11 protein-coding genes and 3 pseudogenes are annotated in these 14,713 nt (G+C 62.0%); 9 read left to right on the top strand and 5 right to left on the bottom strand.

Annotated features, from left to right (window positions below):
* Positions 1-18 precede the first annotated feature (18 nt).
* The 3 genes and pseudogenes from mutL to ACZ1HK_RS15595 all read left to right on the top strand — a co-directional run bounded on the left by mutL (position 19) and on the right by ACZ1HK_RS15595 (position 3,357).
* Positions 19-1,865 (top strand): annotated as a pseudogene (mutL, locus tag ACZ1HK_RS15605) (DNA mismatch repair endonuclease MutL).
* A gap of 3 nt (positions 1,866-1,868) precedes the next feature.
* Positions 1,869-2,051 (top strand): hypothetical protein, encoded by a 183-nt coding sequence (locus ACZ1HK_RS15600; protein ID WP_472629468.1) that lies wholly within the window; start codon positions 1,869-1,871, stop codon positions 2,049-2,051.
* Positions 1,984-3,357 (top strand): DNA recombination protein RmuC, encoded by a 1,374-nt coding sequence (locus ACZ1HK_RS15595; RefSeq protein WP_472629467.1) that lies wholly within the window; start codon positions 1,984-1,986, stop codon positions 3,355-3,357. The genes ACZ1HK_RS15600 and ACZ1HK_RS15595 overlap by 68 nt, the downstream gene beginning before the upstream one ends.
* 91 nt (positions 3,358-3,448) lie before the next feature.
* Here ACZ1HK_RS15595 and ACZ1HK_RS15590 read toward each other — a convergent pair whose 3' ends face one another.
* Together ACZ1HK_RS15590 and ACZ1HK_RS15585 are read right to left on the bottom strand one after the other, a co-directional pair.
* Positions 3,449-3,913 (bottom strand): GAF domain-containing protein, encoded by a 465-nt coding sequence (locus ACZ1HK_RS15590; RefSeq protein ID WP_472629466.1) that lies wholly within the window; start codon positions 3,911-3,913, stop codon positions 3,449-3,451.
* 21 nt (positions 3,914-3,934) lie between these two features.
* Positions 3,935-5,107, bottom strand: a pseudogene (locus tag ACZ1HK_RS15585) (acetyl-CoA C-acyltransferase).
* 90 nt (positions 5,108-5,197) lie between these two features.
* Here ACZ1HK_RS15585 and ACZ1HK_RS15580 point away from each other — a divergent pair.
* Both ACZ1HK_RS15580 and ACZ1HK_RS15575 read left to right on the top strand, forming a co-directional pair.
* Entirely contained in the window at positions 5,198-5,602 is a 405-nt protein-coding gene (locus tag ACZ1HK_RS15580) for an STAS domain-containing protein (RefSeq protein ID WP_472629465.1), read from the top strand.
* Complete coding sequence (locus tag ACZ1HK_RS15575; protein WP_472629464.1) at positions 5,589-5,939, top strand: ATP-binding protein; 351 nt, start codon at positions 5,589-5,591, stop codon at positions 5,937-5,939. Before ACZ1HK_RS15580 ends, ACZ1HK_RS15575 begins: the two co-directional genes overlap by 14 nt.
* 134 nt (positions 5,940-6,073) lie before the next feature.
* On the opposite strand, the gene ACZ1HK_RS15570 is transcribed toward ACZ1HK_RS15575, so the two are convergent.
* On the bottom strand, positions 6,074-6,280 hold the full coding sequence (locus tag ACZ1HK_RS15570; protein ID WP_472629463.1) for a hypothetical protein: 207 nt from the start codon (positions 6,278-6,280) through the stop codon (positions 6,074-6,076).
* An 86-nt stretch (positions 6,281-6,366) separates the two neighbouring features.
* Here ACZ1HK_RS15570 and ACZ1HK_RS15565 point away from each other — a divergent pair, with 86 nt between their 5' ends.
* Positions 6,367-7,935, top strand: coding sequence for a gamma-glutamyltransferase family protein (locus ACZ1HK_RS15565; protein ID WP_472629462.1), 1,569 nt, complete (start codon positions 6,367-6,369; stop codon positions 7,933-7,935).
* Between the two features lie 56 nt (positions 7,936-7,991).
* Here ACZ1HK_RS15565 and ACZ1HK_RS15560 read toward each other — a convergent pair whose 3' ends face one another.
* Positions 7,992-10,265 carry a transglycosylase domain-containing protein gene (locus tag ACZ1HK_RS15560; protein ID WP_472629461.1) on the bottom strand — a complete coding sequence of 758 codons (2,274 nt, stop codon included), beginning with the start codon at positions 10,263-10,265 and terminating at the stop codon, positions 7,992-7,994.
* 333 nt (positions 10,266-10,598) lie between these two features.
* Between ACZ1HK_RS15560 and ACZ1HK_RS15555 the strand changes: the two genes are divergently transcribed.
* The gene (locus tag ACZ1HK_RS15555; RefSeq protein ID WP_011457169.1) at positions 10,599-10,937 is read left to right on the top strand and encodes a P-II family nitrogen regulator; all 339 of its coding nucleotides are present in this window, start codon (positions 10,599-10,601) and stop codon (positions 10,935-10,937) included.
* A 34-nt stretch (positions 10,938-10,971) separates the two neighbouring features.
* Positions 10,972-12,361: pseudogene (locus ACZ1HK_RS15550) on the top strand (ammonium transporter).
* A 99-nt stretch (positions 12,362-12,460) separates the two neighbouring features.
* Here ACZ1HK_RS15550 and ACZ1HK_RS15545 read toward each other — a convergent pair.
* Positions 12,461-12,904, bottom strand: a complete 444-nt coding sequence (locus ACZ1HK_RS15545; RefSeq protein ID WP_472629460.1) for an SCO family protein — start codon at positions 12,902-12,904, stop codon at positions 12,461-12,463.
* Positions 12,905-13,191: 287 nt separating this feature from the next.
* Here ACZ1HK_RS15545 and regB point away from each other — a divergent pair, with 287 nt between their 5' ends.
* A complete protein-coding gene (gene regB / locus ACZ1HK_RS15540; protein WP_472629459.1) occupies positions 13,192-14,610 on the top strand; it encodes a sensor histidine kinase RegB in 1,419 nt (472 codons plus the stop codon).
* Positions 14,611-14,713 lie beyond the last annotated feature (103 nt).

The following is a 14,713-nucleotide window of genomic DNA, read 5'->3' as shown; positions in this document are numbered from 1 at the left end:
CATGCTATCCCTAGGGGCATGGCCGCCCCAAACCCCAACATACGCGCAGATGCGCGCCCAGTGATCCGTCAGCTGGATGAAGCCGCGATCAACCGCATCGCGGCCGGTGAAGTTGTCGAACGGCCCGCCTCGGCCGTGAAAGAGCTGGTCGAGAACGCCATTGATGCCGAGGCGCGGCGGATCGTGATCGAGGTCGCCCATGGCGGCAAGACGCTGATCCGCGTGACCGATGATGGTGTGGGGATGGAGGCCGATGACCTGCCGATGGCCCTGTCGCGCCACGCGACGTCGAAGATCGACGGCAGCGACCTGTTGAACATCCATTCCTTCGGCTTTCGGGGCGAGGCTCTGCCCTCGCTCGGCTCCGTCGGGCGGCTGGCGATCACGTCTCGCGCCTCAGACGCGGGTCATGTGATCCGCGTGACCGGCGGCACGCACGAGGCCGTGAAGCCCGCCGCTCTCAACCGAGGCACCGTGGTGGAACTGCGGGACCTGTTCTTCGCCACGCCTGCGCGGCTGAAATTCCTGCGCTCCGACCGGGCCGAGATGCAGGCGATCTCGGATGTTGTGAAGCGTCTGGCCATGGCCGAGCCAGCGGTCGGCTTTACGCTGAAGGATGTGACCGAGGGCGAGCGCCTAACCTTCCGCGCGGCCCCGGAGACCGGTGATCTGTTTGACGCGTTGCGCGGGCGGTTGGCGACGATTCTTGGACGTGAGTTTACCGAGAATGCCCTGGCGATTGATGCAGAGCGCGAGGGCATCCGCCTGACCGGCTATGCCGGGCTGCCAACCTATTCGCGCGGCTCTGCGGTGGCGCAATTCCTGTTCGTGAATGGCCGCCCGGTTCGCGACAAACTGCTGACCGGGGCTTTGCGCGCGGCCTATATGGATGTGCTCAGTCGCGACCGACATCCGGCGGCGGTTCTGTTCATTGATTGCCCGCCCGAGCGGGTGGACGTGAACGTGCACCCCGCGAAGTCGGAAGTGCGGTTTCGCGAACCGGGCGTTGCGCGCGGGTTGATCGTATCCGGCCTGCGCCACGCTTTGGCCGAGGCCGGGCACCGCGCCTCGTCGACCGTGGCCGATGCGACCTTGCAGGCCTTCTCGGCCCCTCCTCGTGGCTCTCTGGGCGAGGTCCCATCCTCGCAGCCGACATTTTCCGGGGCACCGCGTGTCTATCAGATGGACCGGCCCGCACAGGGGCGCATGACCGGCTTTGCCGAAGCGCAGCCCGATTGGGGCAATGCCCCGTCCGCCCGTATCGATCAGGCGGTCATGGAAAGCGACGGCCCCTTGGGCGCGGCACGGGCACAGGTGCACGAGAACTACATCGTCGCGCAGACGCCGAACGGCATCGTTCTGGTCGATCAGCACGCCGCCCATGAACGGCTGGTCTACGAGAAGCTCAAGGCGCAGATGGCCGAACACGGCGTCGCGCGGCAGGCGCTGCTGATCCCCGAGATCATCACGCTTGGCGCGGATGCCGACCGCTTGCTGGATCACGCGGCGGAGTTGGAACGGTTCGGGCTGCTGATCGAGGCGTTCGGGCCCGGCACCATCGCCGTACGCGAGACCCCAGCCATCCTGGGAGAGATCAACGCCGAGGCGCTGATCGCGCGACGTGCTGGATGAGTTGGACGATCTGGGCGACAGCCAGACCCTGCAAGCCCGGGTCGAGGCGGTGCTGAGCCGCGTGGCCTGCCACGGCTCCATCCGCTCCGGCCGCCAGATGCGCGCGGACGAGATGAACGCGCTGTCTGCGCGAGATGGAGTCGACGCCAATGTCGGGGCAATGCAACCATGGGCGGCCGACTTACGTGGAACTGAAGCTGTCCGACATCGAACGCCTCTTCGGGCGGACCTGAGCCATGGAAAACGCCCCCTTCTTTGCCTTCCTCGATAGCGTCGCGACGCGTCTGCGGTCCACCAGCCCCTTCGGGCCCGACGTCGATCCGTTGCCTGCCTATTTCCTGCTGGTGCTTCTTGGCGGCTTTGTTCCTGTTTGTCGCCTGGCTTGTGCGGGGCGCACGTCTTCGCCGCGCCGCGCGTGATCTGGCCGGATTGGAAGAAATGCGCCGTCAGATGGCCGCGATGGAGGCGCGCACGGAGCGCTTGCCGCAGATGGAACAGTCGCTGACCGAAGAACGGGAGGAACGCGACCGCCTGCTTGGCGCGCTCAACCAGGCCGAAGCGCGGCTGGAGACGGAACAGGCCACCCACAAGGCACGGTTGGAAGAATTGCACGGCCTGAACGAGGCGCTGAAATCGCAGTTCAAGAACCTTGCCGGAGAGGTTTTGGAAGGCAATTCCAAGGCCTTTCTTGACCGTGTGACCGAACGCTTCGCCACCCATTCGGAGACCGCCAAGGCCGAGATGGACGCGCGCCAGAAAGCCATCGACGGGATGGTCAAACCGCTCAACGAGAAGCTCGGCGCGTTTGATACGGTCCTGCGGGATATGGAGCAGAAACGGACGGAGGCCTATTCGACCATCCGCACGCAGGTGGAGGAGTTGAAGCTGGGGCAATCGGCCCTGACCGGTGAGACGCGCAAGCTGGTTCAAGCCCTGCGTGCGCCCAAGACGCGGGGGCGTTGGGGTGAAATGCAGCTGCGGCAGGTCTGCGAACTGGCCGGCATGACCGAGCACGTGGATTTCAGCACCGAGGTCAGCCACCAGACCGACACGGGCCTGCAACGGCCCGATGCCATCGTGAACATGCCCGGTGGGCGGTCTCTGGTGGTGGATGCCAAGACCTCGCTTGATGGATATCTTGATGCGCTTGAGGCGGAGACGCCCGAGGCGCGAGACATCGCCATTGCACGCCATGCGCGGCAAGTGGCCGACCATGTGCGCGCCCTGTCGTCCAAGCGCTACCATGACCTTTTGGAAAACACGCCCGATTTCGTTGTGATGTTCATCCCCGGTGACGTCTTCCTGTCGGCGGCGGTTGAGGCGGATCCGGGTCTGATCGAGCGTGCGCTGGAGGCCCGCGTGGTCATCGCCACGCCGTCCACCCTTGTGGCCCTGTTCCGCACGATTGCGTTCGGCTGGCAGCAGGAGGCGATTGCCGAGAACGCCATCACGATCCACAAAGAGGCCAAGGAGCTTTACGGACGTCTGGCGACTTTTGCGGCCAACCTGCAGAAGGTCGGCACAAACCTGAACCGGTCCGTCGACAGCTATAACAAGGCGATGGGCTCACTTGAGGCGCGTGTCTTGCCGTCGGCCCGCAAGCTGGAAGCGATGCAGGTTGTTCAGGCTCCGGCGGACGAGTTGAAAGAGGCGCCGCGGGTCGAAGCTGTGCCGCGCTCCCTCTCGGCGCCCGAACTTACCGTGGTGAACGGCGACGACGACTAGCGCACTTTGCGTTTGATTTGAATCGCAACCCGCTGCCTCGCGCCGGTGGCGCGAACGCGATAGGAATGCCTCAGATAAAACGCAAAATGCTTTAGCGCGCGAAGGTTGCGGTCAGGATCGCATCAAGCGCGACAGCATCCTCTTCCGTGAAAGCGTCCGGCTGGTCACTGTCGATATCGAGCACGGCGATGATCTCTCCGCTGGCATTGCGGACAGGCAGGACAATCTCGGACCGGGTCGACGACGCGCAAGCGATATGGCCGGGGAATGCATCCACGTCCGGCACCAGCTGTAACTCGCCCGTCCGCGCCGCAGCACCACAGACGCCGCGCTCGAACGGGATCACCAGGCAGCCATGGCCCCCTTGGTACGGCCCGATCTTCAGCAATCCCGGCTCTGTCACACGGTAGAAGCCCGTCCAATCGAACCGGTCGTCGGAATGGTGCAGCTCACAGGCCACCGTTGCCATAAGGGCGACCATGTCGGTTTCGCCCTCGGTGAGGGAGGCGATGGTCTTAGCTAGTGTTGCGTAGTCGGCCAGGGTCGGATTCTGCATATTCATGGAACAAAGATGGGGTCAGTCGCGCTCAATCGCGATGGCCGTGCCTTCGCCACCGCCGATGCAGATGGCCGCAATCCCGCGTTTCAGCCCGCGCGCCTCCAGCGCGTTGAGCAAAGTCACCATGATCCGAGCGCCGGACGCGCCGATGGGATGGCCAAGGGCGCAGGCGCCGCCGTTCACATTCACCTTTTCGCGCGGAATGTTCATTTCGTGCATAAAGGCCATGGGGACAACGGCGAAGGCTTCATTCACCTCCCACAGGTCGACATCGTCGGTCGTCCAACCCAGCTTGGACAAGAGCTTCTGCGTCGCAGGGACGGGCGCAGTCGGGAAAAGCGCGGGCGCGTGGGCGTGCGAGGCATGGCCCAGGATGCGTGCGCGAACCGGCAGGCCCTGAGCCTCTGCAACCTCAGCGCGCGTCAGCACCAATGCGGCGGCACCGTCCGAGATCGAAGATGAATTCGCCGCCGTCACCGTTCCACCCTCGCGGAAGGCAGGTTTCAGCTGCGGGATCTTGTCAGGGCGCGCATTGCCGGGCTGCTCATCTGTTGCAACCTCAACTGCACCTTTGCGCGTCTTGACTGTGACGGGTGCGACCTCTGCCGCAAATGCCCCGCTATTGATTGCGGCTAGCGCGTTTTCGAGAGAGCCCAGGGCGTAGGCGTCTTGCGCCTGCCGCGTGAACTGGAAGGCCTCCGCGCAATCCTCGGCAAAGGTGCCCATCAGGCGGCCCTTGTCATAGGCGTCTTCCAAACCGTCGAGGAACATGTGGTCCAGCGTTTTCTGATGCCCGATCCGGGCGCCGCCGCGCATCGACGGCATGAGGTAGGGTGCGTTCGTCATCGGACTCCATGCCGCCGGCGACGATGACATCCGATTGCCCAAGGACGAGCGTATCAAACGCCATCATCGCAGCCTTCATGCCAGACCCACACATCTTGTTAAGCGTCGTCGCTGGCACGCTTTCATCAAGACCCGCGTGGAACCCTGCCTGACGCGCAGGGGCCTGCCCCTGCCCCGCTGGCAAGACACAGCCCATCAGCACTTCGTCGACTTGGCTTACGCCCGCACCGTCAAGCGCCGCGCGGATCGCGGCCCCGCCAAGTTCAGACGCTGTCAGGGGCGAAAGCCCCCTTGGAAACCGCCCATTGGCGTGCGCGACGCCCCGGTAATGACAACTTGATCCATGTTTGCCTCCTACAGACGAGGGGATGACAACGAATTTGTAAGACTTGCCATCTAGCGTTCCCACCAAATCGACTTGTTGGAGAACACGACATGCCTCTTTCGTCCAGTGATCATGACTATGCACAGGTTGTCCATGTGGATGACACCCGGCTCGATGCCAGCATCGCCATTCAATTTAAGGAAGATTTCCGCAACCTGACGGATGGGGGTGGCGACGTCATCCTTGAAATGTCGCAAGTGGAATTCCTCGATTCCAGTGGCCTTGGATCAATCGTCGCCGTCTTCAAAGGCCTTGGGCCGAATCGTGCCATGGCACTAGCCGGCCTACAGCCTGCCGTTGCAAAGGTCATGACGTTGACGCGCATGAACACGGTCTTCGCGATTTTCCCAACACTGGACGATGCCCTTGCCGCCGCGGCAGCCCCCACGCGGCGGAGTGACCGCATCGCCTGTAAATCTCGTCGAACAAGGACCGAACAGATTGGCCCCACCTGACATTGTCACAACCGTGTTGTCGGATACCGAACATGTGCGCCGCGCCCTGGACGATGTTCGGGATAGCATGGACGCAGTGCCAGAATACCGGGCGATCGGTGACACGACCCAGATCATCCTCGCGGAAGTGCTGAACAATGTTGTGGAGCATGCCTACCGATATGAGGCCGGGCACCCGATCCATGTGAAGCTCTCGTTCGGCCCGGATGCACTGAACTGCCGCGTTGTTGATGAAGGCGTGGCCATGCCGGAAGGGAAGCCCCTAATGGCGGCATGCCCGACCTCGACCCAGACGATCCCGACAGTTTGCCGGAGGGTGGCTTTGGATGGGCCATGATCAACATGATGACGACGGGCCTTACCTATACGCGGAACGGCGGGCGCAACGAGCTGGTCTTTTCGATTCCCAAGGACGGAACCTGACGCGGCCACGTCCTTCCCGCGGCGCGATTTCCCAATATCGAAGATCAATCAGGGAAATTTCAGTTTATTGTCGACAAGATTGAACCTTCCGACACGAGATTGCCCTATTTCGAGCAAATGCAAGCCGCGAATAACGTCGATACCGAACATGTAGCTGCAGAGGCTTCCCTCGACGTCGCGTGTCAAAGCCCCCACCCAGTGCGTGGCGTCGAGGTCCTCTGCGGCCACAAATCCCAATACTTTCAGCAACAGCACGGCTTGTCCGCAACGCAGGCGTTTCTGCCCTTGTCCTTTGTGCGCGACCGCCTAGGGTTCGCCTTCTGAAAGAAGGGGGATGTACCATGCGCGATTTTCACAAACCCGGCCGCTCGACGGCCTATGCAGATCAAGGCATGTGCGCCACCTCACATCCTTTGGCTGCGCAAACGGCGATTGCGTTGCTTCAGGCCGGTGGCAATGCCGTGGACGCCGCAATTGGTGCCGCCATCCTCTTGGGCCTGTGTGAACCGCAAAGCACCGGGATCGGTGGCGACATGTTCGCGCTGGTGGCCCAACCCGATGGAGAGATCATCGGACTGAACGCATCGGGCCGCGCCCCGGCCGGGATTGATGCCGATGCCATTCGCGCGAACCATTCTGACATGCCGCTTTACGATGTTGCTGCCGTCACCGTGCCCGGCGCGGTTGATGGCTTTTGCCGACTGCATTCGGATCACGGGCAGCTGTCGCTCGACCGCGTTCTGGCCCCGTCGATCCACTATGCGGAAGCCGGCATTCCTGTCGCCCCGCGCGTCGCCTTCGATTATGAGCAGAGCGGCTCCGTCCTGTCGGGGCACGCCCGCAGCATATTCCTGCACAACGATGCGCCCCTTCCCGTTGGCGCGCGGTTCACGGCGCCGGGACAGGCCGAAATTCTGCGCCGCGTGGCTGCCCAAGGGCGTGCCGGGTTCTATGAGGGCGAAGTTGCAGAAGATATGGTCGCCTCCCTTCGTGCACTGGGCGGCAGCCACACGCTCGACGATTTCGCGGCAACCGAATGCAATTATGTCGAACCGCTGCGCTCCAAATACCGTGACGCCGAATTGCTTGAGCTTCCACCCAATGGACAGGGTGCCACGGCCATGTTGATCCTCAACATGCTTGAAACGATGGACCCGCAGACAGACCCGTTCGGCACCATGCGCGCACATCTTGAGGCCGAGGCCACCAAGCTCGGCTACGACGCCCGCGACCGCTTTATCGCCGATATGGACCATGTCACGCGGCTGGATCACATGCTGTCAAAGACGACCGCCAAGAACCTGGTCGGATTGATCGACCCCGACGCGGCCATGCCCGACGCGCGGGCCGCCTCCGACAATGTCCACAAAGACACGGTTTATATCACGGTGGTCGACAAGGATCGTCGCGCGGTCAGCCTGATCTATTCCATCTTCCATTCCTTTGGCTCCGGCTTCGCCTCTGACAAATTTGGCGTCCTCTTCCAGAACCGGGGCGGTGGCTTCACGCTGGAGGAGGGGCATCCGAACGAGGTTGGACCCGGCAAGCGCCCGATGCACACAATCATTCCCGGCATGCTCAAACTGGGCGACGGCAGCCTGATGCCGTTCGGGGTCATGGGGGGCGCATATCAGTCCACCGGCCATGCGCGGTTTGTGTCAAACGTGGTGGATTACGGGCTTGACCCGCAGGCCGCCATCGACGCCCCCCGCAGCTTTGCGGAGGCCGGGCATATCAAGGTTGAACGCGGCTATGCGCAGGACGTCCACGATGGGCTCGCCGCCAAGGGTCATGATGTTCAGATCCCTGCAACGGCGGTGGGCGGCGCGCAGGCGATCCGCATCCGGCCCGACGGCGTGCTCGAAGGGGGCAGCGACCCGCGCAAGGACGGGATCGCCCTCGGCTACTAGAGCGCGCCCGGAAAACGCGCGTTTTCCGCACGGATTTCGCGCGAAATCCGCATTGCCTAGTTGTTCCGCGGCCCGAAGATCTGGTTCAGCACATCGTTGATGGCGTTGCCCAGATTGCCTTGCCCTTGCGCGTTGCCAATCGGGATGCGTGTGCCGCGCGGCGTGACTGGCCCCACAAGCTGGCCCGTGCCATCCCGCACCAAACCTTCCGCATTCAACACCTGCGGCTGCTCCGGTGGCCGCGCTTCTGCAATCGGGTCGATCATCGGCAAGGGGCGTGGCGGAAGGTCTGCATGGATTTCCTCCATCGCCTGCCGCCAGATTTCGGCAGGTAGGCCGCCGCCCGTCACATCGCTTAGCGGCCGGTTGTCATCATATCCCATCCAGACACCCGCAACATAATCTGCCGTGAACCCAACGAACCACGCATCCCGTGCGGAGTTCGTGGTCCCCGTTTTGCCCGCAGTGGGCCGGTCGGGCAGCGCCGCACGCTGACCGGTGCCTGCGGCTGTGACCTGGCTCATCATATAGGTCAGCTGCTGCGCCGAGAATTCCGAGATCACGCGTTCACGGATGCCGGTATCCTGCTCAAACATCGGGCTGTCTTCACCCATCAGGCGCAATTCTGTCAGGCCATAGGGCCGAACGGCAGAGCCACCGTTCAAAATACCCGCATAGGCACCCGTCATCTCGATCAGAGTCGATTCCGACGCGCCAAGTGCCAGCGCCGGGCCAGCGGCCAGATCGCTTTCGATCCCGAATTGCGAGGCGACCGTACGCACCAGATCGCGACCCACCTCCTCGGACAACCGCACCGCGGGCGTGTTCAATGAATGGCGCAAGGCATCGGTCAGAGTAACTTCGCCACGGAACTGTCCATCGTAGTTTTCAGGGCGATAGGGGCCAGAGCCCGGCACGTTGATCGTCAGCTCTGCATCCAGAACAAGATCGTCGAAGCGGAACCCAAGGTCCAACGCCGTCGCGTAGACGAACGGTTTGAAGGCCGATCCCGTCTGTCGGAACGCCTGCACCGCACGGTTGAACAGACCACCCCCGGCCAGATCGCGCCCACCCACCATGGCACGCACAGCGCCATCCGCGCTCATCACGACAATCGCAGTTTCCGCCTCAGACCCTTCGCGCACCTGGTTGGCGAAGACATTGGCAACCGCCGCCTCTGCCGCGGCCTGTATCTCAGGATCGAAGGTCGTGCGGATGATGACGTCTTCCGTTGTCTCGTTGGTCAAGAAGTCGGGCCCGGACTGCATGATCCAGTCCGCGAAATACCCACCGGTGTCCTGGCGCGCAGCATCGGACAGCGTCGCCGGGTTCGCACGCGCACGATCTGCGGCCTCGGCGCTCAGATAGCCCTGCTGTTCCATTAGGCCCAGGACGAGGTTCGCGCGCTCTTGCGAGCGCGTCAGGTTGTTGGTCGGCGCGTAGCGCGTAGGCGCCACCAGAAGACCCGCCAGCATCGCGGCCTGCTGCGGGTTCACCTCGGTCGACGAGATGCCGAAATACCGCTGCGACGCGGCCTCAAACCCGCGGGCACCCGCGCCAAGATAAGCACGGTTCAGATAGATCGAGAGGATTTCGGATTTGGTGTACCGAAGCTCCATCGCGAAAGAGAAGACCATCTCCTGCACCTTGCGCCACAGGGTCGTCCGCCGGCAGTCGGCTTCATATGCGGCCTCACTGTCCCAGATGTCCTGATCGAATTCACGACCCAGACACATCAATTTCGCAGTCTGCTGCGTGAGGGTCGAACCCCCATGGCCCTGCAACGGACCGCGGCCTTCCCGCATGTTGATCCGCATGGCGCTGGCAATGCCGCGCGGAGAGACGCCCAGATGCCACCAAAAGCGGCGGTCTTCCGTCGCGACCACGGCGTTCACCAAATGGATGGACGTGTTGGTCGGATCAATCGCGCCGCCAAACTGCTCGCCGCGCCACGCAAAGATCTCCCCGTGTCGATCCAGCATCGTGACGGAGCCGCGTGCGCGGGCGTCCAGCAACTCGTCAACTTCGGGAAGCGTGCTGTAATAATAGGCGACACCCATCGCGACCAGAAGGGTGACGACAACCGCGCCGCGCCACATCACGCTCCAGATCAGGCGAAAGACAAAACGGATAATGCGGGCGACGAAGCCAAGGATGCCGCCACGCTGTGGGGCTTTGCGCCGGGTCTGCCGCCGCCGCCGGCCGCCAGACCCACGCCCGCCACTGCCGCCACTCGAAGTCGCACGCTTTTTCTTCGCGGGCTTTTTGGGGGCTTGGTTGCTGCGACGGTCAGCCACCAGCCGACGCCTGCCATTTCCTGATGGGCTCATTTTCGTCTCTTGCCTCTGTCGGGGGCCCGATTGCGGCACATGCCGGGGCCAACCTCATTTGGACATGAAGATAGGCAAATTCGAGTCGCTTGCGAAGGGGGCAGCACGACACTGCCGATTATCGCGTCGCACAAAAATTATGCACACGCCCAAAATTGCGCAAAAATTTTGCAAATGCCTCTCTGGAAGGCTGCAAAAACCCAGCCGTTTCGTTGCCCTTCCCGCCCCTTAAGCCTGTTTTAACCCCCGTATCCGGCCCGTTCTCGGGTCGCACAAACAAGGCCCGGCCATGTGGCCGTGGGGACAGTCAACAACCGCAAGGGGTGACAAAACGTGAAACTCATCATTGCAGCAATCAAGCCGTTCAAGCTGGAGGAGGTCCGTGAAGCACTGACCGCCATCGGAGTGCGCGGCATGATGGTGACCGAGATCAAGGGCTTCGGCTCTCAATCCGGCCACACCGAGATCTATCGCGGCGCCGAATATGCCGTGAATTTCGTGCCGAAGGTGAAACTGGAGATCGTCGTAGCAGCGTCCATGGCCGATCAGGTCGTCGAAACGATCCAGACCACCGCCAAGACCGACAAGATTGGTGACGGCAAGATCTTCGTTCTCGACGTGCAAAGCGCCGTTCGGGTGCGCACCGGCGAAACCAACGACGACGCGCTCTGATCGCGCTCGGAAATCTCCAAGGGGAATGAGAGACATGAACAAGAAACTTCTATTTCCGCTGGCCGCCGCACTTGCTGCGTTCCCAGCCGCAGCCTGGGCGAACGATCCGCCCTCGTCACTGGACGATGTAGGCTACATCTTCACCACCTTGCTGTTCCTGATCGGTGGCTTCCTGGTGTTCTGGATGGCCGCAGGCTTCGCAATGCTCGAAGCAGGGCTTGTGCGGTCCAAGAACGTCACGATGCAGCTGACCAAGAACATCGCGCTCTTCTCGCTGGCCGCCATCATGTACTGGCTGATCGGCTACAACGTCATGTACCCGCTGGGTGAAATGGCGTTTGAGAGCATGGATGCCGTCGACACAAGCCTGATCAACTGGACGCTCTATTCGCTGTCCGAGGCCGAAGACGGCACCGTCAGCGTGATCGGCTATCTCGGCGCGTTTGGCACAGCCGTGTTGCAACCCGTCGGCACCACAGACGTGGACTTGTCTTATGCCTCCGATGGTTCGGACTTCTTCTTCCAGCTGATGTTCTGTGCCACCACCGCGTCGATCGTCTCGGGCACTCTGGCCGAGCGTATCAAGCTCTGGCCCTTCCTGATCTTCGTTCTCGTGCTGACCGGCCTGATCTACCCGATCGAGGCATCGTGGCAGTGGGGCGGCGGCTGGTTGTCCGCAGCAGGTTTCTCTGACTTCGCTGGTTCGACCCTCGTGCACGCAGCAGGTGGCTTCGCAGCGCTTGGCCGGTGCCATCGTGCTTGGGCCCCGTCTGGGCAAGTACAAGGACGGTCGCGTCAACCCGATGCCAGGCTCCAACATGCCGCTGGCGACGCTGGGTACGTTCATCCTGTGGCTGGGTTGGTTCGGCTTCAATGGCGGCTCGCAGCTTGCCATGGGCACGATCAACGACGTCACCGACGTGTCGCGCATCTTCGCCAATACCAACATGGCGGCTGCTGCCGGTGCCGTGACCTGCCTGATCCTCACGCAGATCATGTATGGCAAGTCGGACCTGACAATGGTGCTGAACGGCGCTCTGGCCGGCCTGGTGTCGATCACGGCTGAACCGCTCGCTCCGTCGCTGTTCGGCTCGCTGCTGACAGGTGCTGTGGGTGGTGTGATCGTGGTCTTCACCGTTCCGCTTCTCGACAAGCTGAAGATCGACGACGTTGTCGGCGCCATTCCGGTCCACCTGTTTGCAGGTATCTGGGGCACACTCGCCGTCGCCTTCTACACTGGCGGCTGGGGTGCTCAGATCCTCGGTATCGCGGCAATCGGCGGCTTCGTCTTCGTTGCTTCGCTGGTGATCTGGTTCATCCTGAAAGCCGTCACGGGCATCCGTGTGGGCGAAGAGGAAGAGATCAACGGCCTCGATGTGACCGAGCTTGGCATGGAAGCCTATCCGGACTTCACAAACCGCTAAGTTTTGCAGAACCTCCGGGCCACTCCTCCCTGTGGCTCGGATCAAACTGAAAGGGCGCCTCAATCGGGCGCCCTTTTTCGGTCCGGAATGTTGGTCGTATCAACTCGCAGCATTCGCAAAACAGGCCGTGCGCGCTGCCATATCCGCGGGCGACGTGTCGCGCGTGAAGAACTCCACAAAGCCAATCTCGGGCAGCATGAGGTAGGTGAAAGCCGTGTGATCCACGAGGTAGTACGGATCCGTGCCATCGTCGTGGCTTTGGTAGTAGACCCGGTAGAGATCCGCCGTCGCATCGGTCTGCTCTGGCGTTCCTGTCAGGCCAAGCATCCGTTCATGGATATTGTCCGTAAACGCGGACAAGACCTCAGGCGTGTCGCGATTTGGGTCGAGCGTCACGAAGGTGGGCTGCACGCTGATCCCCTGGCCGTCCAAAATATCAACCGCCTCCGCATTGCGCACTGCATCAAGGGGGCAGACATCGGGGCAGAAGGTATAGCCGAAATACATCAGCGTGGGCTCTGTGATGACATCGGTGTCGGTCACCGTTTCGCCGGTCTCACTGACGAGCGTGAAGGGGCCACCAATTGCGCCGGCACCGCCCGCGACAACGCCCTGGCGGCACTGCGCGAATTGATCACCGGAGGCAGGGGCGCGAAATAAATGTAGGCACCAGTGCCGATCAGCACCACACCAAGTGTTGAGACTGCGGCCTGCGCGTAAATCCATTTCTTCATTTCACCAAACCTCGTGTCATAAGCGTCGTTCCGTTGAATACCTAAGCACCGCGACCTATCAATTCACGAAGCCGTTGATGTGACAGGATGACCCGCATGGCCGTGACCGAACCCGTGAACGACCCGGCCTTGAAGCTGGTCCAACAGGAAAGCCGCGTGGATTGGGTCCGCCTGCGGACGCTTCTTGTGCTGCGGTGGCTGGCCATTCTGGGTCAGACGGTGGCCGTTGTGATTGCGGCGTTCTACCTGGGCCTTAGGGTCGAGCTGGGGCTTTGTTTCATGGCAATCGGCGCCTCTGTCGTGTCGAACCTGATCGCCATGTCGATCTTTCCCGAGAACCAGCGCCTCAGCGATCGGGATGCCATGCTAACCTTGCTGTTCGACCTGTCGCAACTGGCCTTCCTGCTGTTCCTGACCGGCGGCCTCAACAACCCCTTTGCCCTTCTGATCCTTGCCCCGGTCACCATTTCGGCAACGGCGCTGACACTGCGCTCCACCTTCATACTCGGCGTCTTGGCGATCTTCCTGATTTCGTGCCTGGCTCTTTGGTATCTCCCGCTAACAACCGTTGCGGGGGAGGTCCTGCAACTGCCAAGCCTGTTCATCCTTGGTTTTTGGTCCTCCATCGTCATCGGCATCCTGTTCCTGTCCGCCTATGCCCGCCGCGTTGCGCTGGAAACGCACCGGATGAGCCAGGCCTTGCTGGCCACTCAAATGGCCCTCGCGCGGGAGCAGAAGTTGACGGATCTTGGCGGCGTGGTTGCGGCCGCGGCCCATGAGCTTGGGACACCGTTGGCAACGATCAAACTGGTATCGTCCGAGCTTCTTGATGAATTGGACGGGCAACCGGAGCTGGCGGAAGACGCGGCGTTAATCCGTGACCAAGCGGATCGATGCCGTGATATCCTGCGGTCGATGGGAAGGGCCGGCAAAGACGACCTGCATCTGCGGCGTGCGCCCTTTGGGGCTGTCATCAAGGAGGCGGCTGATCCACATGCCGATCGTGGCATAGAATTGCACTACGATTTCCACCCGAGCCATCCAGACGACGCGGATGACCCCCAGCAGCAGCCGCACATTTGGCGCAAGCCCGAGGTGATCCATGGCGTTCGAAACCTGGTGCAAAACGCGGTCGATTTCGCCCAGGAACAGGTCTGGATTAGCGGTGAGTGGGACGAGACGTCCCTTCGGCTTCGCATCACGGATGATGGCAAAGGCTTTCCGCCGGATCTTTTGGGACGCCTCGGCGACCCTTTCCTGCGCCGCCGCAGCCCGGGCCCAAGCGATGGGCGCCCGGGCTATGAGGGGATGGGCCTGGGGCTGTTCATCGCAAAAACCTTGCTCGAACGATCTGGCGCCAAGGTTCGCTTTCTCAATGCAGGGGACCCATTCCTGACAGATGACGACGCGGCGGGCCTGACCGGAGCCATGGTCGAAGTCACTTGGCCAGACAATGCATTCCTGGCAGATCGCCCTGACGAACCGCTTGGCCAGAACATGCAAATCACCGATTGAGCCGCCCTGGCTGTTTCCAAATGGGATACAATGAAGCCTCGATCGGCGGGGCCTTGTTAACCACCCATTAACCGTTTTTCCGCAATGTCCGTGTCGGGTAGAA

It is taken from the genome of Gymnodinialimonas sp. JB5-7 (genome assembly GCF_055693405.1).
Note: the sequence above shows the minus strand (reverse complement) of the source record. Positions and strands in the feature narration are given on the sequence as shown.